The organism is Spongiibacter marinus (assembly GCF_016906995.1).
GTDB lineage: Bacteria > Pseudomonadota > Gammaproteobacteria > Pseudomonadales > Spongiibacteraceae > Spongiibacter > Spongiibacter marinus.
This window is the reverse complement of the sequence record NZ_JAFBBD010000006.1, coordinates 223,622-243,780: the sequence shown is the minus strand read 5'-3', so window position 1 is coordinate 243,780 and position 20,159 is coordinate 223,622. Positions and strand designations below refer to the sequence as shown.

General features: G+C 58.7%; 19 protein-coding genes. 10 read left to right on the top strand and 9 right to left on the bottom strand.

The features are described from left to right. Positions 1 to 364: 364 nt before the first annotated feature. The 6 genes from HNR64_RS11230 (at position 365) to HNR64_RS11210 (ending at position 4,998) form a co-directional block, all read left to right on the top strand. Positions 365 to 1,000 carry a peroxiredoxin gene (locus tag HNR64_RS11230; protein ID WP_204996553.1) on the top strand — a complete coding sequence of 212 codons (636 nt, stop codon included), beginning with the start codon at positions 365 to 367 and terminating at the stop codon, positions 998 to 1,000. A 178-nt stretch (positions 1,001 to 1,178) separates the two neighbouring features. Beyond that, a complete protein-coding gene (locus HNR64_RS11225; protein ID WP_204996552.1) occupies positions 1,179 to 2,351 on the top strand; it encodes a protein-disulfide reductase DsbD family protein in 1,173 nt (390 codons plus the stop codon). Positions 2,352 to 2,356: 5 nt separating this feature from the next. After that, on the top strand, positions 2,357 to 2,890 hold the full coding sequence (locus tag HNR64_RS11220; RefSeq protein WP_052763560.1) for a protein-disulfide reductase DsbD domain-containing protein: 534 nt from the start codon (positions 2,357 to 2,359) through the stop codon (positions 2,888 to 2,890). A 406-nt stretch (positions 2,891 to 3,296) separates the two neighbouring features. Continuing rightward, positions 3,297 to 3,698 carry an arsenic resistance protein gene (locus HNR64_RS17175; protein ID WP_338061847.1) on the top strand — a complete coding sequence of 134 codons (402 nt, stop codon included), beginning with the start codon at positions 3,297 to 3,299 and terminating at the stop codon, positions 3,696 to 3,698. A 5-nt stretch (positions 3,699 to 3,703) separates the two neighbouring features. Continuing rightward, entirely contained in the window at positions 3,704 to 4,150 is a 447-nt protein-coding gene (locus tag HNR64_RS17170) for a hypothetical protein (protein WP_239547786.1), read from the top strand. A 200-nt stretch (positions 4,151 to 4,350) separates the two neighbouring features. Then, entirely contained in the window at positions 4,351 to 4,998 is a 648-nt protein-coding gene (locus HNR64_RS11210; protein ID WP_204996551.1) for a cation efflux transmembrane domain-containing protein, read from the top strand. 145 nt (positions 4,999 to 5,143) lie between these two features. Here the strand turns inward: HNR64_RS11210 and HNR64_RS11205 are convergent, their stop codons facing one another. Continuing rightward, complete coding sequence (locus HNR64_RS11205; protein ID WP_204996550.1) at positions 5,144 to 5,932, bottom strand: helix-turn-helix transcriptional regulator; 789 nt, start codon at positions 5,930 to 5,932, stop codon at positions 5,144 to 5,146. Positions 5,933 to 6,008: 76 nt separating this feature from the next. On the opposite strand from HNR64_RS11205, the gene HNR64_RS11200 reads away from it, so the two are divergent. After that, positions 6,009 to 6,863, top strand: a complete 855-nt coding sequence (locus tag HNR64_RS11200) for a sterol desaturase family protein (RefSeq protein WP_052763559.1) — start codon at positions 6,009 to 6,011, stop codon at positions 6,861 to 6,863. A gap of 40 nt (positions 6,864 to 6,903) precedes the next feature. Here the strand turns inward: HNR64_RS11200 and cadR are convergent, their stop codons facing one another. Next, positions 6,904 to 7,329, bottom strand: coding sequence for a Cd(II)/Pb(II)-responsive transcriptional regulator (gene cadR, locus HNR64_RS11195; RefSeq protein WP_047012800.1), 426 nt, complete (start codon positions 7,327 to 7,329; stop codon positions 6,904 to 6,906). Between the two features lie 95 nt (positions 7,330 to 7,424). Between cadR and HNR64_RS11190 the strand changes: the two genes are divergently transcribed. Then, on the top strand, positions 7,425 to 8,321 hold the full coding sequence (locus HNR64_RS11190) for a cation efflux transmembrane domain-containing protein (RefSeq protein ID WP_204996549.1): 897 nt from the start codon (positions 7,425 to 7,427) through the stop codon (positions 8,319 to 8,321). Positions 8,322 to 8,324: 3 nt separating this feature from the next. After that, on the top strand, positions 8,325 to 8,834 hold the full coding sequence (lspA, locus tag HNR64_RS11185; RefSeq protein ID WP_204996548.1) for a signal peptidase II: 510 nt from the start codon (positions 8,325 to 8,327) through the stop codon (positions 8,832 to 8,834). 159 nt (positions 8,835 to 8,993) lie between these two features. Here the strand turns inward: lspA and HNR64_RS11180 are convergent, their stop codons facing one another. The 4 genes from HNR64_RS11180 to HNR64_RS11165 form a co-directional block, all read right to left on the bottom strand. Continuing rightward, on the bottom strand, positions 8,994 to 12,107 hold the full coding sequence (locus HNR64_RS11180; protein WP_204996547.1) for an efflux RND transporter permease subunit: 3,114 nt from the start codon (positions 12,105 to 12,107) through the stop codon (positions 8,994 to 8,996). Positions 12,108 to 12,119: 12 nt separating this feature from the next. Further along, positions 12,120 to 13,073 (bottom strand): efflux RND transporter periplasmic adaptor subunit, encoded by a 954-nt coding sequence (locus tag HNR64_RS11175; RefSeq protein ID WP_204996546.1) that lies wholly within the window; start codon positions 13,071 to 13,073, stop codon positions 12,120 to 12,122. Between the two features lie 15 nt (positions 13,074 to 13,088). Further along, positions 13,089 to 14,381 carry a TolC family protein gene (locus HNR64_RS11170; RefSeq protein ID WP_239547785.1) on the bottom strand — a complete coding sequence of 431 codons (1,293 nt, stop codon included), beginning with the start codon at positions 14,379 to 14,381 and terminating at the stop codon, positions 13,089 to 13,091. Between the two features lie 64 nt (positions 14,382 to 14,445). Further along, positions 14,446 to 14,784: a hypothetical protein gene (locus tag HNR64_RS11165; protein ID WP_204996545.1), complete on the bottom strand. Its 339-nt coding sequence runs from the start codon at positions 14,782 to 14,784 to the stop codon at positions 14,446 to 14,448. 571 nt (positions 14,785 to 15,355) lie between these two features. Here HNR64_RS11165 and HNR64_RS11160 point away from each other — a divergent pair. Further along, positions 15,356 to 15,670: a hypothetical protein gene (locus HNR64_RS11160; protein ID WP_272993671.1), complete on the top strand. Its 315-nt coding sequence runs from the start codon at positions 15,356 to 15,358 to the stop codon at positions 15,668 to 15,670. Between the two features lie 334 nt (positions 15,671 to 16,004). Here HNR64_RS11160 and HNR64_RS11155 read toward each other — a convergent pair whose 3' ends face one another. The 3 genes from HNR64_RS11155 to HNR64_RS11145 are packed head-to-tail and all read right to left on the bottom strand — an operon-like array spanning position 16,005 to position 20,134. Beyond that, positions 16,005 to 17,207, bottom strand: a complete 1,203-nt coding sequence (locus HNR64_RS11155) for an acetyl-CoA C-acyltransferase (RefSeq protein ID WP_204996544.1) — start codon at positions 17,205 to 17,207, stop codon at positions 16,005 to 16,007. Beyond that, positions 17,204 to 18,433, bottom strand: coding sequence for an acetyl-CoA acetyltransferase (locus HNR64_RS11150; RefSeq protein WP_239547784.1), 1,230 nt, complete (start codon positions 18,431 to 18,433; stop codon positions 17,204 to 17,206). The genes HNR64_RS11155 and HNR64_RS11150 overlap by 4 nt, the downstream gene beginning before the upstream one ends. Positions 18,434 to 18,466: 33 nt before the next feature. Then, positions 18,467 to 20,134, bottom strand: coding sequence for a class I adenylate-forming enzyme family protein (locus HNR64_RS11145; protein ID WP_204996542.1), 1,668 nt, complete (start codon positions 20,132 to 20,134; stop codon positions 18,467 to 18,469). Positions 20,135 to 20,159: the final 25 nt, after the last annotated feature.

Here is a 20,159-nt window from a genome sequence, read left to right as displayed (position 1 = left end):
GCACAGGCCTGATCGATGGGCGCTGATCGCGCCTAAGACATCCGGAATTCCCGCAGTCGCGTGCGTTGTATCGCTGCGGGAACGATCTAACCGGATAATCATCGAAACCACGTGGAGTTACATTCTGATGACAAAGCATCTGCACCACGCCATGGCGCTACTGTCGCTGATGGCCTTTGCCATGGCTGTAGTCATTTACACGCTGCGAAGCGACGTTTATGCCAGGCCCTGAGCGGTCTTATGCCGAAATAAGGACACCGAATCAATACGCGCTTTCAAAGCGACAGATTCCTTGTCCCGATCGATCCGGCAATGGTGCCGATTTTCTTTTCTTTTCCCAAACGTACGTATGGAGGGTTCTATCATGAGCTTACATCTAGGCGATACCGCCCCCGACTTCGAGGCGGATACCACTGAAGGCCGGATCAACTTCCACGACTGGATCGGCGACGGGTGGGCCGTACTGTTCTCCCACCCGGCCGATTTCACGCCGGTATGCACCACCGAACTGGGCGAGACCGCCAGGCTGAAGGACGAATTCGCCAAACGCCAGTGCAAGGTGATCGCCGTTTCGGTGGATTCGGTGGAGGATCACAAAGCCTGGTCCGGCGATATCGAGGAGACCCAGGGCCACGCGGTCAACTTCCCCATTATCGGGGATGAGAACAGGAAGGTCGCACAGCTTTACGACATGCTGCATCCCGGTGAGGATGACAGTTCGACCGTGCGTTCGGTGTTTCTGATCGATCCGAACAAGAAGGTTCGGATGACGCTGACCTATCCGAAGAGCGCGGGCCGCAATTTCGACGAGATCCTGCGGGTGATCGACTCGATTCAATTGACCGACGCCTACAAGGTCGCCACACCGGTGAGCTGGCGCGACGGGGACGACGTGATCATCCTGCCGTCGCTGTCCGATGATGAGGCCAAGGTGCACTTTCCGGAAGGCTGGAAGACCCTCAAGCCTTACCTTCGGGTGACCAAACAGCCGAACCGTTGATGCGTGTCTGTAACCAGCCTTTCGTGGGCGCGGGTAACCGCGCCCATTTTTGGCCAGAGCCCCCTTATCAGGCAACTTTAGCAACCATGAAAAACATGCGGAGAGTCGTTTCTGCGGTACCTTTCCTTTTCGCCGTAACCTGCATCACCTTGAACAGGCGGGGAATGGAGTACCCGCCATGAGCCTCTGGCAGTACCTGTTGCTGGCGACGGCCGCCGGCGTGCTGCTCAATCTCACGCCCTGCGTATTGCCGGCACTGCCGATCAAGCTGCGCAGCATCGGCCGAGTGGTCGGCGATGGTGCCGGCCGGCGTCTGCTCGCCGGCAGCGCGCTACTGGGCGGAACGCTGACGTTTTTCGGGGCGCTGGCGGTGGCCACTGCCTGGTTGAACTGGACCTGGGGCGCCCTGTTTCACTCGGCTTCATTCCGGTTGACGCTCGCCGCCGTGCTCGCCGGCCTCGGTGTTTGGAGCCTGGCCGGGCGCGGGTTTCAGCCACCGCAGTGGGCCTACCGGGTGCGGGGGTCGGGCTACGCCGAGCCCTACTTCGCCGGTCTGTTGGCGGCGGTGCTCTCCACCCCCTGCACCGGGCCATTTCTGGGTGGTGTACTGGCCTTCGCCCTGACCCAGTCGCCGGCTGCCATCGTGGCGATTTTTCTGGCAGTCGGTGTGGGCCTGGCGCTGCCCTATCTGATCCTGCTGGTCCGCCCCGGCCTGATCGCGCGAATACCCCGCGGCGGCGCCTGGCTGCTTCGCATCCAGCAATTTCTGGGCCTGGTCCTGCTGGCCGGTGCGGTGTTCTTCGCGGCTACCGTGCTCCCGGGCAATCTGGGGCCGCTGCTATGGACGGCCTGGGCCACCGTGCTTACCTTCTGGCTGCTGCGCACGCTATGGGACGGCCCCGATCTCCGGGCGCGCCTGGTACCGGCGTTGGTCCTGGCCGGCACGGTGGCCACGGCGCTCGCGCTCTGGCCGCAACCGGATCGCGCCGGGACCGATACCCTGGCCTGGCGGCCGCTGACCATGCAGGCGCTGGCCGATGCACGCGCTGCACGGCAGCCGGTGCTGATTGAATTCACCGCCGACTGGTGCATCAACTGCAAAGTGCTCGAGCAGACCGTTTACCGCGACCGGCGTGTGGTCGAGGCTGCTCGCGCGGCAAACGCGCTCACTCTGCGCGCCGATCTGACACGGCCCGATGAACGCCTGCAACGTTATCTGCGCGAGTTCGGCGGCGCCGGTCTGCCGTTTGCAGTGGTACTCGACGGTAACGGACAGCCGGTCAAGCGGCTGCCCGACTTGTTTATGGCCGACACGCTTGCGTCAACGCTGCACAACGCTACGGAGGAATGAATCGTATGCGCATGAACAAATCCTGGGTCTTCGGCTGGTTGGTGCCCGGCCTCGGCGCTTTGGCGGTGGCGGGCGGGTTGCTGGTCTGGCAATGGCCGTCCGGCGAGCCCGAAACGACGCACGCCGAGAGTGACACAGCGCGCATCGATGAGGTACGCACGACAGCCGACCTTGTCGACATCCGCGCCGTGCGCGACGGCGCAGGTGGGCTGCAGGTCACTCTGCACATTGCCGAAGGCTGGCACGTCAACGCCAACCCCGCTTCCCTCGACTTCCTCATTCCCACGGAAATCACCGCCAGCGCAGACAATCCCCTGCCACTGCAGATCGACTACCCGCCCGGACGCTGGATCGACAGCGGCCTCGGCGAACCCTGGGCCGTTTATGACGACGGCACGAGCCTACGGGCCGCGTTGCCTGGCAATATCCCTGACCAACCCCTGAACGTCGCGGTTCGTGTGCAGGCCTGCCACGACGAGGGACGCTGTTTGCCACCGGATACGCTACAGGCACGATTCAACGTCAGGGGAAGTCCGTGATCTCTCGATTACGGCTTCCACAAGAAAGATTTCCATAGGCAAAGCTGTCACCAACCATGAGGAATAGAGTTGAACCTAACGGCAACGTGGGCGGGAACGATACCGAAACGATGTCTCCGCCAACCAGGTCTTCATCCTGGCGGATTTGCTGGTCGCCCCGACGCCATCACCCCACCCCGGCCTGGTCATTGGGCTTGTGATAATCTTGATCGTGATTAACGGAGCGCTGATGGCAGCACACTGTACAGGCAAAGCCGTAAAACAACTGCGGCGCAAACCCTTAACAACACGATTGGAGCGCAATGCGCGAAAAACTTGAGAAGCAGCAGGTCTGGCTCTATCTTGCCTGCATCCTGGCTGGCATGACCATCGGCTGGATTCACCGGGACTGACCGGGCATTGAGAGGTGTTGTTGTGGCCCGTTCTGGGTGTGCTCCTGTATACCACCTTCACGCAGGTGCCGCTGACACATCTGGCGCCGGCGTTTCGCGACCGCCGTTTTCTGATCGCGCTACTCACGGGCAACTTTATTCTGGTGCCGCTGATCGTTGGCGCCCTGGTGCTACTGCTACCGGATGATCCCGCCATCCGCCTCGGTGTGCTGCTGGTTCTGCTGGTGCCGTGTACGGACTGGTTTATCAGCTTTACCTATCTGGGCGGTGGGAATGGTGCCCGAGCCATTGCGGCCGCACCCGTGCTTTTGATCTTCCAGTTCGTTCTACTACCCGTGTATATCTGGCTGTTTATGGGTGATCTGGCTATCGAGCTGGCCGTCGGCAGCTATTTGCTGCCCGTTTTTTTGGATTGATTATCGTGCCCCTGATTCTGGCATGGTTGACCGAGCGATTGGCTGAAAGACACCAGCCGACCCTGAACCTTGTCGATCAGCTCGGTTGGCTGCCCGTACCGTTGGTGGCACTGGTGGTCTTCCTGATTGCCGGATCGCAGGTTAGCCTCGTGGTCGCAAAAGGCACCCTGTTGTGGCCGGTGCTGGTGGTCTTCATCCTGTACCTGGCGGCAGCTGCTGTCGTCGGCAAACTTCTCAGCCGGATATTCCGTCTTGCGCCACCGGTTGGCCGCACGCTGACGTTCAGTCTTGGTACCCGCAATTCCTTCGTCATGCTGCCGCTGGCACTTTCTCTACCGGACGCCTGGCGGGCCGCCGCTGTCGTTATTGTTTTCCAGTCCCTGATCGAATTGTTCGGCATGGTGATATATCTGCGCTGGGTACCCCGGCGCTTGATCAGAGAGTATGGTTAGCAATGCAAGCAAGGATCTTATCAACGTATCAATCGGCACACCTGAATCGTCAGCTTCCATTTTCGCTATTCGCGATTGACTGGACTTGACCATCCAGGCTAACTCAACCTGGCTCAAGCTTCTTGACTGAAATCACTGCGGACTTCAGCGTTATCCTCCACGCTCGTAAGCCGCCACAAGGATGATCAGGAGGTAAAACGATGAGCAGCGGCTGCTGTGACGACGAAACCGCGAATAACCTGGCGGCTGGCGAGCGGCGAAAAACCCTGTACGCCGTTCTGTGGATCAATGCCCTGATGTTCGCCGGGGAACTGACGGCCGGGATATTGGTGGACTCCAAGGCGCTGATCGCAGACTCCGCCGACAATCTCGGCGATACGTTGGTGTACGTCATAAGCCTGTTTGTTGTCGCCCGCAGCCTACGCTGGAGGGCCGGCGCCGCGTTCGCGAAGGGACTGATTCAGCTGGCCTTCGGCATCGGCATTGTGGCCTCCATCGTCGCCAGCCTGATGGGGGAACCGCAGCCCATCGGCCCGGCGATGATGGCGGTCGCCGGCGTGGCTCTGATCGGCAACCTGATCTGTCTCGCCCTGCTGATGAAGCACCGGGGCGAAGATGTGAATATGCGCTCGGTCTGGCTGTGCTCACGCAACGATGTGATCGGCAACCTGGGGGTCATAGTCGCCGGGGGACTGGTCATCGCGCTCGATTCCTTCTGGCCGGATATCGTCGTCGCCTGCGCCGTGGCTGCCGTGTTCCTGTACACCGCCTACCAGGTACTGCGCGATGCCGTCGGGGCGTGGCGGCACGAGCCGCGACTCGAAGGCAGCTCCGGTGAAAACAGGTAGCATTGCCAAAACGCGCCCGCGCGATATCAAGAGCGTGTTACTCGAGCTGATATGTACCGTTCACCAGCCCTGCAACCGCGCCTTGCCTCGATTTGCAATGTCATGTGCTAGCCCGAAAATTTCACCAGTCGGCAGAAGTTTTGGGTTAGCTTATAAAGTGGGCTCGGATTGCCTGACGGTCTCCGAACAAGAACGAGGGGGCGACTCCAAAGGTATCGCGGAATGTTCGGGTCAGGTGGGCCGAATCCGAGAAACCGGCGGCATGCGCGGCGTCTGTCAGCGAGGCGCCACCCAAGGCCGCCTCAATGGCCAGGCGCAATCGGCGCCAGAGCACATAGCGGCGAATGGGCACGCCGACCCGATCTCCGAAATGGTGTGACAGCCAGCTTTCGGATACACCGGCAGCGTGAGCCACCGCGCGATTTCCCAGCTCGTCGTCGAGATGTTCGTCCAGCCACGTCAGCGCGCGCTGCAGGCGCGGGTCCAGGTTGCGCCGCAGCGTGGATACCCCCTGACCCAGCAGCTCGCGGCAGGCCTGTTCGGCATCGGGAGAATTGCCATCACCGCTGGCAAGGCGTTGCAGCGTCGCAAGGGGTAGCTCGTGATTGTCGAGCAGCCGGATTCGGCCACCGCCGAATCGGTGGCATGCGTCCTCGCACTCCCGGCCTTCTGGGTCCAGGTACAGCAGCGCGCAGGGCGTATCGCCGGCGTCGAACTCGTGCGGTACATCCGGCGGCACATAAAAAGCCGCCGCCTCCTGCCACGGCTGGTCCTGCCCGCCACGGACCCGCAAGCGGTCGTGCAGGCCCAGGGCGAGTTGCGCCGCGTGATGGCGATGGGGTTGGGCATCGAAGGCCGGGCCCAGGAAAAGCAGCCGATGGGGCCAGAGGAACAGATGAAAGGTCGGTGAGTACATGGCTGCCAGTTTATTCAAGCTTCGGGAGCCCGCCAAGCGCATTCTATCCGTGTCTTCACAAAGGCTGTCATTACGGAAAGGAGAATGCGCTGCCATGAGTTTCACAAAAGTACTGTTTCGCTACGGGACGTGGCCCGTGCTGTTTTTTGGCTTCGGCGGCGTAGTCGTCTGGCTGGCGTCAGCGAACGTCGGAGTCTGGCCGATGTTCGCCGTGCTTGCCGGCGCCGTTGCTTTTTCCTTCCTCGCCGAGCGGGTGATTCCCTACCAGCCCGACTGGAACCGCACCCACGACGATGTGGCGCGCGACTGGCTTCACGCCCTGATCAACACGAGCCTCAATCGGGCGGCACTGTGGTTACTGCCGTGGCTCACCTGGACGGCGCTCGGTGGGGACTTCTGGCCGCACACCTGGCCATTCGCCTTGCAGGTCGTGTTCGCCGCGCTGATCCTCGACCTCGGTATCGCAATGGCACATCACGCAAGTCATCGCTTCGCTCCCTTGTGGCGCTTTCACGCGGTGCACCACAGTCCCAGGCGTCTGTATGGCTTCAATGGTTTGATGAAGCACCCCGTCCACCAGGCGATTGAGACTGGCTCGGGCGTGCTGCCGCTCCTGTTACTGGGCATCCCCTTCGAGGTAGCCATCACTCTGCCGTTCCTGGTGGTCATTGCGCTGTTGTGCCAGCACAGCAACGCCGATTACCGCACGGGCGGGTTTAAGTACGTCTTCGCCAATGCCGAGGTGCATCGCTTCCACCATGCCAACTCGGCGGACGGCGACGTCAACTTCGGGCTGTTCACAGTCCTGTACGACCGTTTGATGGGAACCTTCCGGTATGAGCCCGACGCGGCGCCCCGGGAGAGTCGGCAGATCGGCATCGCGGGCGAACAGCCTTACCCTGTAAACTATTGGGCCCAGCTGGCCGAGCCGTTCCGCCCCAGCCAGTGAGAGGCGGCCGGCTTTGCGCATAGCGTAGCCCCCAGCATTATCAAGCCGATGATTCAGCCTGCTGCGGGTGCATGCTTCCTTCGCTGATGCCGGCAAGAACCCCGCAAGCCGCAACTTCACGGTCATCGTTGCAGCTCGCTCTCAATGAAACGAGCTGTTTTTCAAGCGCCTGTAGAGCGGCTATCTGCGAGCGCACATGAGAGATGTGATCATCGAGCAAGGCATTGACGACGGCACAGGACTGATGAGGGTCGTCCTGATAGCGCTGCAGTTCGTGAATCTCTGCGAGCGACAGGTCCAGGATCCGGCAGCGACGAATAAAAGCCAGCCGCTCACCATGCTTCTCGTTATAAATACGGTAACCGTTCTCCTGCCGATCAGGGGGCGGCAACAAGCCCTGCCGTTCATAGAAACGGATCGTCTGTGTATCGACCCCTACCGACTGTGCCAATTGACCAATACGCATCGGGTTCCTCCGCAACGGATTCTCTACTCTATTGACCTTATAGCAGATATATAGTTTTAAATGATAGCCCGATCACATTCAAGTGGAGTCATATCATGAGCAAAAACTGCGGAGGCCCCTGTGGCGACGATGTAAAGCCCGCGGCGGATACCGATATGCAGGCCTCCTCCGACGCGTCGGGGGAATGGGTCAGCGTTTATGCCGTGCCGAAGATGGACTGCCCATCAGAAGAGCGCATGATTCGCCTGGCCCTGAACGGCGTTGAGGGGATTCGGGCGCTGTCCTTCGACTTGTCGAACCGCCGGTTGAAGGTCGTGCATGACGGCGCGGTCGAGCCCGTCACCGCGAAACTGAAGACCTTGGAGCTAGGTGCCTCGCTTCAGGAAAGCGTCGCTGCCGACCCCGAGACCATCAAGGGCGCCGAGTTCTCGGCAGCCTCTGCTAAGCAAGAATCCGGGGCCCTGCGCTGGTTGCTCGGCATCAATGCAGTCCTGTTCGTGGTGGAAATGACAGCCGGCCTGATCGCCCAGTCTACCGGCCTGATTGGAGAGTCCCTGGATAATTTTGCCGATGCGGCCGTGTACGGGCTCGCCCTTTATGCGGTTGGCCACAGCGTGAAAATGCAGCTACGTGCCGCGCATCTTGCGGGTGTGCTGCAACTGATATTGGCTGTTGGCGTACTCATAGAGGTGGTGAGACGCTTTGTGTTCGGTAGTGAGCCTGAATCGCTGGTGATGATGGCTATCGCATTCGTCGCGTTGATTGCCAATACCAGTTGTCTGCTGCTGATAGCCAAACATCGGGAGGGCGGAGCGCACATGAAGGCCAGCTGGATATTCTCGGCCAACGACGTGGTGATCAACCTGGGGGTCATCACCGCCGGCGCTCTGGTCGCGTGGACCGGCTCCAATTATCCGGATCTGATTATCGGTACCATCGCGGGGCTCGTCGTGCTTAACGGTGCCAGGCGCATTCTGGCGCTCAAGGGTTAAAGCATGCCCATTATTGGCAACAACCTCTCGCCGTACGTCCTGTTTTCCATATCCGGCCTGATAGCAGCATCGGACCAAACTGTAAAATGGCTGGTTCAACAAACAATGGCTTATGGCGAGTCGATCGCGGTGACCCCGTTCTTTAACTGGGTGCACCTATGGAACACCGGTGCCGCATTCAGTCTGTTCGCAAATGCTGGAGGCTGGCAGCGCTATTTTTTTATCGGAATCGCGGTGGTGGTCTCAATCGTGCTGATCAAGCTGATCCGTGAAAAAGGTCATAAGGCAGACGCCATCGCTTACAGTCTTATCCTCGGTGGCGCCATGGGCAATCTGATTGACCGGATCTTTCGCGGCTATGTTGTAGATGCCTTCGATTTCTATTGGCGAGACTGGCACTGGCCAGCCTTCAACCTTGCCGATATTGCAATTGTCCTCGGTGCATTGCTTCTCGTTTTCGCAAGCTTGCTGCGAAAAGAAAATCCCAATGCCGAGTTGGATGGGTCTTCCTGAAACCTACGCGGAAAAAGCCTTAAAAATGCGCTCGGTTTGACCGTGCTTGCCAGTCGGTAAGGCTGCATTTCCTGGCCGGTAATCAAAGCCGAAATTTGTTTCCCGAAAACGACCCGCTCCCGGCCAAATGGCGGCCAAGAGCGGGCTACCCGCATGCAATTACACCTTTTCATCCTGGCGGTGCAGCAATGTGTACAGAATTGGCAGTACAAACAGCGTCAGTAGCGTCGATGAGATAATCCCGCCTATCACCACTGTGGCCAGCGGCCTTTGAACCTCAGCGCCGGTACCCGTATTGAGGGCCATGGGCACGAAGCCGAGGCTGGCGACCAGTGCCGTCATCAGGACCGGACGCAAACGAATCAGAGCACCTTCCACCACGGCGGAAACCAGATCACCCTGGTTGTGCCAAAGATCACGAATAAACGCCACCATCACCAGACCATTGAGTACCGCCACCCCCGACAGGGCGATAAAGCCCACACCGGCGGAGATCGATAGCGGCATGTCCCGCAGCCACAGCAGCAGCACGCCACCGGTTAGGGCCAGGGGGACGCCGCTGAAGATGATCAGCGCATCTTTCAGCGATCCGAATGCCATTACCAGCAGAGCAATGATGATCGCCAGGGTCACGGGCACAACAATGGCAAGGCGTTGGCTGGCGGATTCCAGTTGCTCGAAGGTGCCGCCGTAATCCAACCAGTAGCCGGCGGGCAGATCCACTTCCTGTCGCACTCTGTTTTTGATTTCCTGCACAAAACCGCCCAGGTCGCGATCCCGGACATTGGCGGTGACCACCACCCGCCGCTTGCCGTTCTCCCGGCTGATCTGGTTGGGGGCCGGGGCCAGCTCCAGTCCCGCGACTTCTGACAGGGGCACATAATCGCCTCCCGGCAGGGGCACCGGCAGATCCGCCAGGCTGTCCACATCCCGGCGGATGACCTCGGGCAGGCGCACCACCAGCTGGAAGCGCCGGTCCCCTTCATAGATCAGGCCGGCATTTTCGCCACCCACACCCGCCGCCACCAGATCCTGCAGATTATCCACGGTCAGGCCATAGCGTGATAGCGCCATACGCTTGGGGTGTACCGACAGCATGGGCAGCCCCGTGACCTGCTCCACCCGGGCGTCGGCGGCACCGTCCACAGACTCGACCACCTTGAGCACGGCGTTGGCCGCGGTCAACAACTGATCCAGGTCATCCCCGAACACTTTAATGCCGAGATCCGCCCGGACGCCGGAGATCAGCTCGTTGAAGCGCATTTCAATGGGCTGAGTAAACTCGTAGTTGTTGCCGGGCAATTGCTCGACCGCCGCCTGAATCTCGGCAATCAGCTCATCCCGCGGTTTGTTCGGGTTCGGCCATTGCGACCGCGGCTTGAGAATCACGAAGCTATCCGCGATATTGGGCGGCATGGGGTCGGTGGCCACCGCCGCCGTGCCGATGCGCGCGAACACCTTTTCCACTTCGGGAAAGGCTTTGATGCGCTGCTCCAACGGCTCCTGCATGGCGACCGACTGCTCCAGGCCTGTCCCGGGAATGCGCAGGGCCTGCACGGCCATATCGCCCTCATTGAGCTGTGGAATGAACTCCGACCCCAGAGTTGTTGCCAGCCAGAGACAGGTCAGCAGCAAGGCACTGGCTCCTCCCAGTACCACCCAGCGAAACTTCAGAGCCAGCTCCAGCGCGGGCCGATAGAATCGCTTGGTAACACTGATAGCGACGCTTTCCTTTTCACGGATTCGTCCGGTCAGGAACACGGCAATGGCGGCAGGGACGATGGTGAGCGAAAACACCATGGCTGACAGCAGAGCCATGATTACGGTGGCAGCCATGGGATGGAACATCTTGCCCTCCACTCCGGTGAGGGAGAAGATGGGGATGTAAACCACGGTAATGATCGCCACCCCGAACAGGCTGGGCCGGATCACCTCGGTGGTGGCTTCGTACACCAGTTGCAGACGCGCCTTCAGCGGCAGGCGCGCACCCGTAACCTGCTGAGACTCGGCCAATCGCCGGATGCAGTTCTCGACGATGATCACCGCGCCATCGACAATCAGACCGAAGTCGAGCGCTCCAAGACTCATCAGGTTAGCGGATACGCCGGTTCTGACCATGCCGCTAATGGTCGCCAGCATTGACAGGGGAATCACCGCCGCAGTGATGAAAGCAGCGCGCAGGTTGCCCAGGAGAAGGAACAACACAACGATGACCAGCAGCGCTCCCTCGAGCAGATTCTTCTCCACCGTGGCGACGGCCTTGTCCACCAGGGTGGTCCGGTTGTAAGCGGTTTCAAGGAGAACACCCTCGGGCAGGGAGGGACGGATTTCCTCCAGCCGCTCGGCAACAGCCTGAGACACACTGCGTGAGTTTTCCCCCATCAACATCATGACGGTGGCGACGATGGTTTCCTTACCGTTGAGGGTGGCGGCGCCGGTGCGCAGCTCCTTGCCTATGGCTACCTCGGCGACGTCCTTGACCGTGACGGGTGCGCCATCGCGATTGGCGATCACCACCTGTTCCATGTCGCTGATGGTCTTCAACTGGCCGGGTGAGCGCACCAGCAGCTGCTGGCCGTTGCGTTCGATATAGCCGGCACCACGGTTGGCGTTGTTAGCCCGTAGCGCCGCGACGAGTTCCTCGAGGCTGACGCCGACTTCCAGCAGCTTTTTAGGGGACGGAGTGACGTGGTATTGCTTCTCGTAACCGCCGATGGTGTTGATCTCGATCACCCCGGGCACCTGAGCCAGTTGCGGCCTGATGATCCAGTCCTGCACTTCACGCAGGGCGGTGGCATCCCAGGGCTCGCCGTTTTCCCGTGTTGCACCGGGAATCGCGTCCACCGTATACATGAAGATTTCGCCCAATCCGGTGGCGATAGGCCCCATTTCAGGCTCCATTCCGGGCGGCAGAACGCTTTTAATGGAACCGAGGCGTTCATTGATCAGGTTGCGGGCGAAGTAGATATCCGTACCTTCCTCGAACACCACGGTAACCTGCGACAGGCCATAACGGGACAGTGATCGCGTGTAGGACAGCTTGGGCAGGCCATACAGCGCCGTTTCAACCGGGAAGGTGATACGCTGCTCCGCTTCCAGCGGTGAATAACCCGGTGCTTCAGTGTTGATCTGCACCTGAACATTGGTGATGTCCGGTACCGCATCGATGGGCAGGCGCTGGAAGCTCCAGACCCCGACACCGATCAGCACCAGAATCATTGATAACATGAGATAGCGCCGCTCTACAGAGAGGCGCACGATAGCGTCGATCATAGTGGCCTCCTGTTAATCGTCGTCTGACACGCTGGATTTTTCGATATCCGCCTTGATGAGATAGCTGTTCTCCACCACGTAGCGTTCGCCGGGTTTCAGGCCGGAAAGTATTTCGGTGAACTGGCCATCCGTGCGGCCCAACTCGACAGGCCGGGGCTCAAAGCTATTGCCTTCTTGCACAAACACGACCTGGGATTCGTCGAGCAACTGCAGGGCCCGATTTTCTATCACCAGCGGCGCTTCGATACGCTCTACCACGATGCTCGCCGAAACCAGCCGACCCGGTGAAAGCAGTTCCTCTGCGTTGGCAATTTCTGCCCGGGCAATGACGTAGGGCGAGCCGCTGTTCTGCGGCACGATATGACTGATCCTGGACTCGTGCTGGGCATCTCCGGTGTCAATTCGCACCAGCTGTCCTGGTGCGATTTCGCGGCGCTGCCCCGGGAAGATTTTCAATTCCACCCATAGCGGGTCGAGCTTGGCGATGGTGAACAGTGCCTGTTCCCCGGCCAGCTCGCCGACGTTGATGTTGCGCTGGATAACGGTACCGGCGAAAGGCGCACGCAAAGTGTAGGGTTGGAGGCTGTCGTTGGATTCGATGCTGGCCAGTAGGTCGCCAGCCTTGACTGAGTCACCGAGACTGGCATTGATTTTCGTAACCTGACCCGGGAAGCGTGCCCTGATCAGGGCAATCCCGTCTGGATTGGGAGCAAGGCGGCCATAACTGCTGATGGTGCGCTCCAGGATGCCGGCGCCTGCGGCCTTGCTTCGGATACCGGCTTGCTCCGCCATCTCGGCGGAGATTTCCACGTGAGTGCTTTCCGACTCCTCGTGCTCCCCGCGCTCTTCGTCGATGTCACCGTGCGCATGCGAATCATCACTGTGATCATCTTCCGCGGCATGAGTCGGTCCGGCCGTCAGCACATAGACGCTGGCGAGTATGAGTAAATAGTTAACGACTTTCATGGTAGTAATCCTTGTTCAGCGGCCAGCCAGAGGCTGCGCCGTCAGTTGTTCGATCAGCGACTGGTTGAGCAGCGCCATGGTGGCGGCGTCGACCAGCGCCTGCCGGGCGGAGAGCAATTCCCGCTGCGCGGCGGTCCACTCCACATAGCTGTAGCGACCTTTCTGGTAGGCCTCGCGGGTCTGGCTGAGGGCATCACTCAGATCGGGAAGCACTTGGCCGCGAATCTGCTCAACCGCCTCGATGTTTTGCTGCCACTGTCGGTAAGCCTCGAACAGGCGCGAGTGGAGGCGAAGCAGGGTGTCCTCCCGGCGGTACCGGACTTCATCCCGCGCCGCCAGAGCGGCTTGCACTTCGCCGCGATTGCGCCGTCCGGAAAACAGCGGTACGGAAAACCCGCCGACCAGCGCCGAGTCATCCGTCTCCTCGAACTGCCGGACACCCACCTGCCAGCGGATATCGCTCTCGGACTGGCTCCGTGCCAATTGGACTTCCGCCTCACGGACGCGCCGCTCGCTGGCATAGATTTGAATGGCCGGGCTCTCACTGACCCGCTGGTACAGGATCTCGAAACTGTCGGAGGACCCGAACTGGAACAGGTCGCCCTCCAGACTCTGGAAGTCCGGACGGGTATCACCCCAGAGCGAAGCCAGAGCTATTTTCCGGCTCTCGTATTCGCTTAACACGCGGGACTGCTCGATACGACTCCGGGTGAGCGCGGCCCTGGCGCGCATGACTTCGGCCTGGGGCGCCGCGCCCCGGTCGGCGCGACGGGTGACGATCTCGTGGGTGGCCTCGGTCAGCGCCACAGCGTCAGCGGCCAGTTCAAGTTTTTCCTGCAGGGCCAGGGTGGCGACAAAACGCTGGGCCACCTGTCCCAGCACATCCAGGGTTTCGGCCCGGCGCTCGGCCTCGACCAGAGCGTATCGCGAGTCGACGACGCTGACGCGGGCCTCACGCTTGCCGCCAAGTTCGAGAACCGATGACAAGGACAGGGTGTACTCTGCCGCGTCGCTCCCCTGCCGGTTGCCGCTGCCGAGGACGTTTTCCACCTCCAGGCCGGCTTCCAGGGCAGGATTTTGATCCGCCGTGAAACGACGGCCTTCAAGGCCCTGAAGGCGAAAATCGAAAACCTGCAGGGTGGGGTTCTGCGCCACGGTCCGCGAGAGGGCATTGGCAAGCGTGAGAGGTACCTGCTCGGCGTACGCAACAGTGCCCGCCAGGGTTAGCACGAGAAGACACAGCAAGGTGTTAAAAAATTGACGCGGTATTGCCCGCAGCCCATTTTTAATGGGCATTCCAAAAAACATGAAACTACTCCTACGCAAGTCTAAATGACAGTAATTCCCCGGGTTGGGGAAAGTGCTCGCAGGATCAAACGATAGGAGGGCGGAAAGGAGAGGATTGATCGACAGAGGAAAAGCGGGCCCGGTAACCCGTCAGGCTTTTCTCCGGCATATTGCCCAAAGCGTCAGGCAGGTAACCCATCGATAGCATATGGCAGTGCCCATGGCATAGATCACATTGCACGAATGAGTCGCCGGAATCGTCCGGCGCGGCGGGAGACTGATTGCCGATCGTGTCGGCTGGCTCAATATCCGAGGACTCAGTTAAAAGCTCAGCATCATGGTGAACCACTCCCGGATTGTAAAACTGACCCATATCAGCAACAGACACCACCGACTGCAAAGCCATCAGGAGCATCATTGCCATTATGAATCTGCGTCTAACCACGCCAGTTATGCCCAAACAAAAAGGAAGGGAAGTCTAGCGGCACAGCAATTGCCTGTAAAGTCCTCTACGCATTCGGGGGCTACGTTCAGCGCCAAGACATTTACCAAGACCATGAAACGGTTGTCCGTGAGTGCTGGATAAGCTCTATTCATTGGAGTTTTTCCTTTGATTAGCGACTAATATCCAGATTCATTTATTATAGATCGTCAAGTCCCAGCGGTCGGTTGGATGGTTTTTTACCGGGTCAATTTGCAAATCGGCCGCCTGCCACCAGTATTTTCCCAGCCATTGTGATGCGGGCAGAGCGCCTGACTAGACAGCAAATTGAACGGATCGTGATATCCGCGACCATTTCGAACATTACCAGCAGCGTACAGCAGAAGACCGCCAGCAGGAGCGCGAACAATCCCGTTCAGTTAACCAGGGGCTGAAGGATCAGATTCAGGATCTGCAACACCGGCTCGCTCAGGCAGAGTCGAGAACGACAGAGCTATTTGACGCTAATGCGCAGTTACAACGCAATGCTGATGAATTAAAACAGGCCAATGCGGTGCTACGCAGCGACTTGAACGGCAAGATAGAAGATATCCAGAAGCTGAAACACGAGCATGAAGAAGCCGTGACGAAGTGCCGGGAATACCAGTATAAAAATGACCAATTGACGGAAAATATGGCAGTGCTCACCGCTCAGAAAGCAGATGTCGATAAGCAAGTGGCCGTGTTGTCCCAAGCTATGGAGACCGTCAAAGCCGAATTGAAAACTGCCCAAGACAAAGTGATGTTTCTGACGGACGAGAACAAGGTGATTCTTCAGGAAAAGGCGGTGATCCAGGGCCGGTTTAAACAACTTCAGGAATCGCTATAGTTTCATATCAGATAGGATAGAAGTGGCTAATAGCAACGCTTTTACCGCCCTAGCCTACCCCTCATCGCGGAAATCCCCCTGGTGAGCCAAGTTGGAATCTGCCTTACTTGGAATTAATACGGAATTGCTGACAGTAACCATGATTTCATTGACAAGCTTTGTTGGATCGATAGCTACTGGCCGTACAGTGGAATAGAAACGTTACATAACAGAGGCCGCTGCCTGAGTTTATCTGTTATATTCATTATAATTATCAATAAGTTGTGATGCTATGGAAGTTTTATGCTCTATATGTCGAAACACCCAAATTAAGGCTGGATTCTCTCTGGAGCGGTTAACACCGCTCCAGCAATATTGCCGTTCCTGTGCCTGCGGCGCCGCTTGCCGCAACAATACCGCGTTTCAGGCCGCGGCGCTCAAGCTCGTCAATTAAGGTGCCCGCCATGATGGCGCCGGTTGCGCCCATGGGATGACCGAGTGCGATCACTCCGCCATTGACGTTGAGCTTGTCTTCGCTGATACCGAGGTCGCGCTGGCATTTGATCACCGTGGCGGCAAAGGCTTCATGCAGTTCGAACAGGTCGATGTCGTCGGCGGTTAACGCCTGCTCCTGCATAAGCTTTTGCGTGGCGGCGCAGCAGCCTGAGATGACGGTTAATGGATCGTCGCAAACACTGGCGACGGCGCAGATACGCGCGCGTGGCGCTTTACCCAGCGTTTCGCCCAATGCTTCGTCGCCCACCAACACCAAGGCAGCGCCATCGGCCATCGCTGGCGAATTACCAGCGGTGTGAATATGCTGGATCTCGGTGAGTTTGGCATGCCCCTGAAGTTGCAAGGCATCGATGCCTTTTGCGCCAAGCTCAGCAAAGGCCGGCGGCATTTGCGCCAGGGACTCCATGTTTGCGTTGTCGCGGATGCATTCATCGTGAACCACATTTACACCTGTCTCTGGATTTACGACCGGAACGACCGAGCGGAACCAGCCATTGTCACGCGCGCGGGCGGCGCGCTGCTGACTGGTTACGGCGACCTGGTCGGCGTCTTCGCGATTGATTTGATACTGGGAAGCAATCAGGTCCGCGCCGTTGCCCATCATTAACATTTGGCAGCGAGCCGCCATCTTTGGGTCGGTAAAAACGGTGGCTTTGTCGGACAACATCGGCACGCGGGACATCATTTCCACGCCGCCAGCAATGACCATACCGGCTTGCCCGCCTTGCACTTTCAGTGCGGCAAAATTGATGGCGTCCAAACCGGAGGAACAAAAACGGTTTACAGTAATACCGGGAACATGGCTGGGCCAGCCAGCATATAACAGGGAGGTTTTGGCGATATTTGCCGCCTGATCACCCGCCTGTGTTACACAGCCTAGAATCACATCATCAACCTGGCTTTTGTCCAGTGGATTGCGCTCAGCCAGGGCATCGTAAAGGGTTTTTAGCAGCGCCAGTGGCGACAATGCATGCAGACTACCCGTTTCTTTGGCGCGGCCGCGCGGTGTGCGAATAGCGTCGTAAATATAAGCGTGTGTCATTCGTTAATTCCTACTATAAAGCTGGCACAGGTTGTGGCGCTGCCGCCAAGGTTGAAGGTGGCCATGTTTTTGGCATTGGTGATTTGCGTCTCCCCTGCTTGGCCGCTGACCTGCTTGTAGCAGTCCAACAGCATGCGTACGCCGGTCGCGCCCACGGGATGGCCCAGGCCGATCAAGCCGCCGCTGGCATTAATGGGAAAGTCGCCGTCTTTGCATATGCGCCCCTCCTCTATTGCTTTCCAGCTTTCGCCGGGCGCCGTTAAACCGCAGTGATCGATCACCATGTACTCGGTAATGGAAAAACAGTCGTGCACTTCAAGGCCGTCGAGTTGCAGCAAGTCAGTCATGTCTGCGCGTTTTAGGGCGTCGCGAATCAGCTGATTTACATGAGGGAAAAGCAGTGGCTGACCGTCGCTAAGGCGCAGCTTGCTACGGAGGTCGATGGCAGACGAGCGATGCCCCCAGCCTTTGATGCGGGGAATGTCACTCAGCGAAATGCCCTGCTGCGCGGCATAGCGTTTGGCGGCCGATTCACTTGCCAGGAAGACGCAGGCGGCGCCATCGGTGATTTGGCCGCAGTCTGATTTACGAACGCGCCCTTCTATCGGTGGATTGTGTGCATCGCTTGAGCTGAAAAACGCTGGCTCGAAGTTCCAGTGGCGACTTTGCGCCAAGGGGTTGTGCTTAGCGTTGCCGTAGTTGATGCGCGATATCGTATGCAGGTGATCAGTGTTAATGCCGTGGCGGCGGTCATATTCATCGATAATATCGCTAAACATGTAAGGCCAGGGGTAGTTAGCCTCTTGCGCCTCGTAGCCCTTCCATGTGGCGGCGCCCAAATATTCAGCGCCGGTTTGCCCCGGCACATTGCGCATGATCTCCATGCCCAATACACAGGCTACATCGTAGTGGCCGCATTCTATGTCTTTCATTGCCCCCAGTATTGCCATCGACCCCGAGGCACACGCGGCTTCGTGGCGACTGGTGGGTATGCCGTTTAACTCGGGGTACGCTTGCGCGAAAAAGCCGCCCAGCAGGCCCTGGCCGGTGAATAAATCGCCGACGAAATTTCCTACGTGCCCTACCTCGATTTGCTCCGGCGACAAGCCCGTGGCCGCCAGCGCATCGTCGAGAACCGCCTTGAACATATCAAAGCTGTCCAGGTCTTCTCGCGCCCAGTTACGCGCGAAATCTGTTTGGCTGCCGCCCAGTATGTATACCGTCATCATGGACTCCTTTTTGCTGAATGGCCGATGCCGTTATTCGGCGGATATCTGTTCTTGCAGGGCAAAACGCTGCACTTTTCCGAGGGCGTTTCGCGGCAGCGTTTCTAATAACTCCAGGCGCTCGGGCAATTTGATTTTGGCAACGCCCTTGGCCTGAAGAAAGGCGACAACATCCTGCAGGCTAGGCGGCGCCTCGGCGGCATTGGGCACGACACAGGCGCAGATACGTTCGCCTAAGATGCTGTCTGGATAGGCGCACACGGCGGCCTCCTGTGCGCCGGGCAACCCCTCGAGCAACACGTCGATCTCCGAGGGAGACAGCTTCATACCGCCGCGATTAATAATGTCTTTACAGCGCCCGGCAATGCGATAGAACTGCTGCTGGTCGCCGCAAATTTCCACCAAATCACCGGTTAGAAAGTAGCCGTCGTCGGTGAAAACATCGCTGTTATCCGTTTGCCAGTAACCGTCGAAAACCGTCGGGCCTTTCACCGCAAGCTCGCCGGCCACACCTGACGCCGTAATTTCTTCGCCAGTATCCGGGTTGAGCACTTTAGTCCAGATGGTTTTGCTCGCGGACGACGGCCACTCCAGCCCGGCACTGCCAAAGCGAGGAAACATAAAGGCGCGCACCGCCGGGTCGGCAACATCTTTCGGCTTAGAAAGGAGGTTAATACCCTCATTAGAGCCGTAGTAATTGACAATGCATTTCCCGTAGTCGCGCTCAAACTTCTCCATCATCCACGGTGCCAACGGCGCCGAACCCGAGCCGATAGAGCGCAATGCCGAGAAGTCGAACTGCTGCCACATGGCCTCGTTTTTCGCGAGCTGATTGAGCACCGCAGGCGGGATAATGGTGAAGTTCACCTTCTCGTCCTGCATCTGCTGAAGAAAGACGCCGGGATCAAAGGGATGGTGCAGTACCAAACTGCAACGCTTCAGCAGCCATGCATACAGGAACGCACTGATAGAGGCCATATTGACCATTGGAAAGGCATTTAACAGCACATCGCCGCTTTGGTAATCCCCGGCTTCAATACAGTTGCGGCCAACGGTTACCCACATATTGTGCGAGCGAGGCACCCCTTTAGGCATGCCAGTGGTACCAGAGGTCCAGCAGACAGTGGTAATGCGGTTGGCATCGCTGGAAACGGCCTCAAGCGCGCGAAGCTTTGCCGCGGCACGCTCATCCGCTCGCGTCTGCAAATGCAGGTCTTTACCAAACAACAATACGCTGAGGTTTGTGGGTAAATTGGCGCCCCGCTCGCTGCCCAGCGGCTCGCCTTTAAACTGCGCGATACTGATTAGTGCGCGAGCGTTTAGCGATTCGGCAAAGTGCTTGAGTTCGTAGTCGCCGTATTGCACCGGCACCGGTGAAATGATCGCACCAATACGACTCAGCGCCAGATAACACACCACCAGTTCGACAATATTCGGCAGTTGTACGATCACCGTATCGTCTTCGCCGATACCGCGTTCCACCAAGGCTAGCGCGAGGTTGTAGCTGGCATGTTGCAGGGATTCATAGCTTAAACGCAGCGGCTCAGAACCGACCAGGTCCTGCCGGTTCGGTGCATCGGCCACGGCCATTTGTTGCGGCACGTTGGCACTGTGCTCGTCGAGTAATTGATGCAATACGCGGCCTTCCCAAAGCCCGCTGGCTTGATACGTATCGATGGTATGTTGTGGTGATGTAATCATGGCTTACCGTTCGTTTTATTATTGA

Coding starts and splice junctions, on each gene's coding strand:
- HNR64_RS11230 (WP_204996553.1), top strand. CDS start 365: ATGAGCTTACATCTAGGCGATACCGCCCCCGACTTCGAGGCGGATACC.
- HNR64_RS11225 (WP_204996552.1), top strand. CDS start 1,179: ATGAGCCTCTGGCAGTACCTGTTGCTGGCGACGGCCGCCGGCGTGCTG.
- HNR64_RS11220 (WP_052763560.1), top strand. CDS start 2,357: ATGCGCATGAACAAATCCTGGGTCTTCGGCTGGTTGGTGCCCGGCCTC.
- HNR64_RS11210 (WP_204996551.1), top strand. CDS start 4,351: ATGAGCAGCGGCTGCTGTGACGACGAAACCGCGAATAACCTGGCGGCT.
- HNR64_RS11200 (WP_052763559.1), top strand. CDS start 6,009: ATGAGTTTCACAAAAGTACTGTTTCGCTACGGGACGTGGCCCGTGCTG.
- cadR (WP_047012800.1), bottom strand. CDS start 7,329: ATGCGTATTGGTCAATTGGCACAGTCGGTAGGGGTCGATACACAGACG.
- HNR64_RS11190 (WP_204996549.1), top strand. CDS start 7,425: ATGAGCAAAAACTGCGGAGGCCCCTGTGGCGACGATGTAAAGCCCGCG.
- lspA (WP_204996548.1), top strand. CDS start 8,325: ATGCCCATTATTGGCAACAACCTCTCGCCGTACGTCCTGTTTTCCATA.
- HNR64_RS11180 (WP_204996547.1), bottom strand. CDS start 12,107: ATGATCGACGCTATCGTGCGCCTCTCTGTAGAGCGGCGCTATCTCATG.
- HNR64_RS11175 (WP_204996546.1), bottom strand. CDS start 13,073: ATGAAAGTCGTTAACTATTTACTCATACTCGCCAGCGTCTATGTGCTG.
- HNR64_RS11170 (WP_239547785.1), bottom strand. CDS start 14,381: ATGTTTTTTGGAATGCCCATTAAAAATGGGCTGCGGGCAATACCGCGT.
- HNR64_RS11165 (WP_204996545.1), bottom strand. CDS start 14,784: ATGGCAATGATGCTCCTGATGGCTTTGCAGTCGGTGGTGTCTGTTGCT.
- HNR64_RS11155 (WP_204996544.1), bottom strand. CDS start 17,207: ATGACACACGCTTATATTTACGACGCTATTCGCACACCGCGCGGCCGC.
- HNR64_RS11150 (WP_239547784.1), bottom strand. CDS start 18,433: ATGACGGTATACATACTGGGCGGCAGCCAAACAGATTTCGCGCGTAAC.
- HNR64_RS11145 (WP_204996542.1), bottom strand. CDS start 20,134: ATGATTACATCACCACAACATACCATCGATACGTATCAAGCCAGCGGG.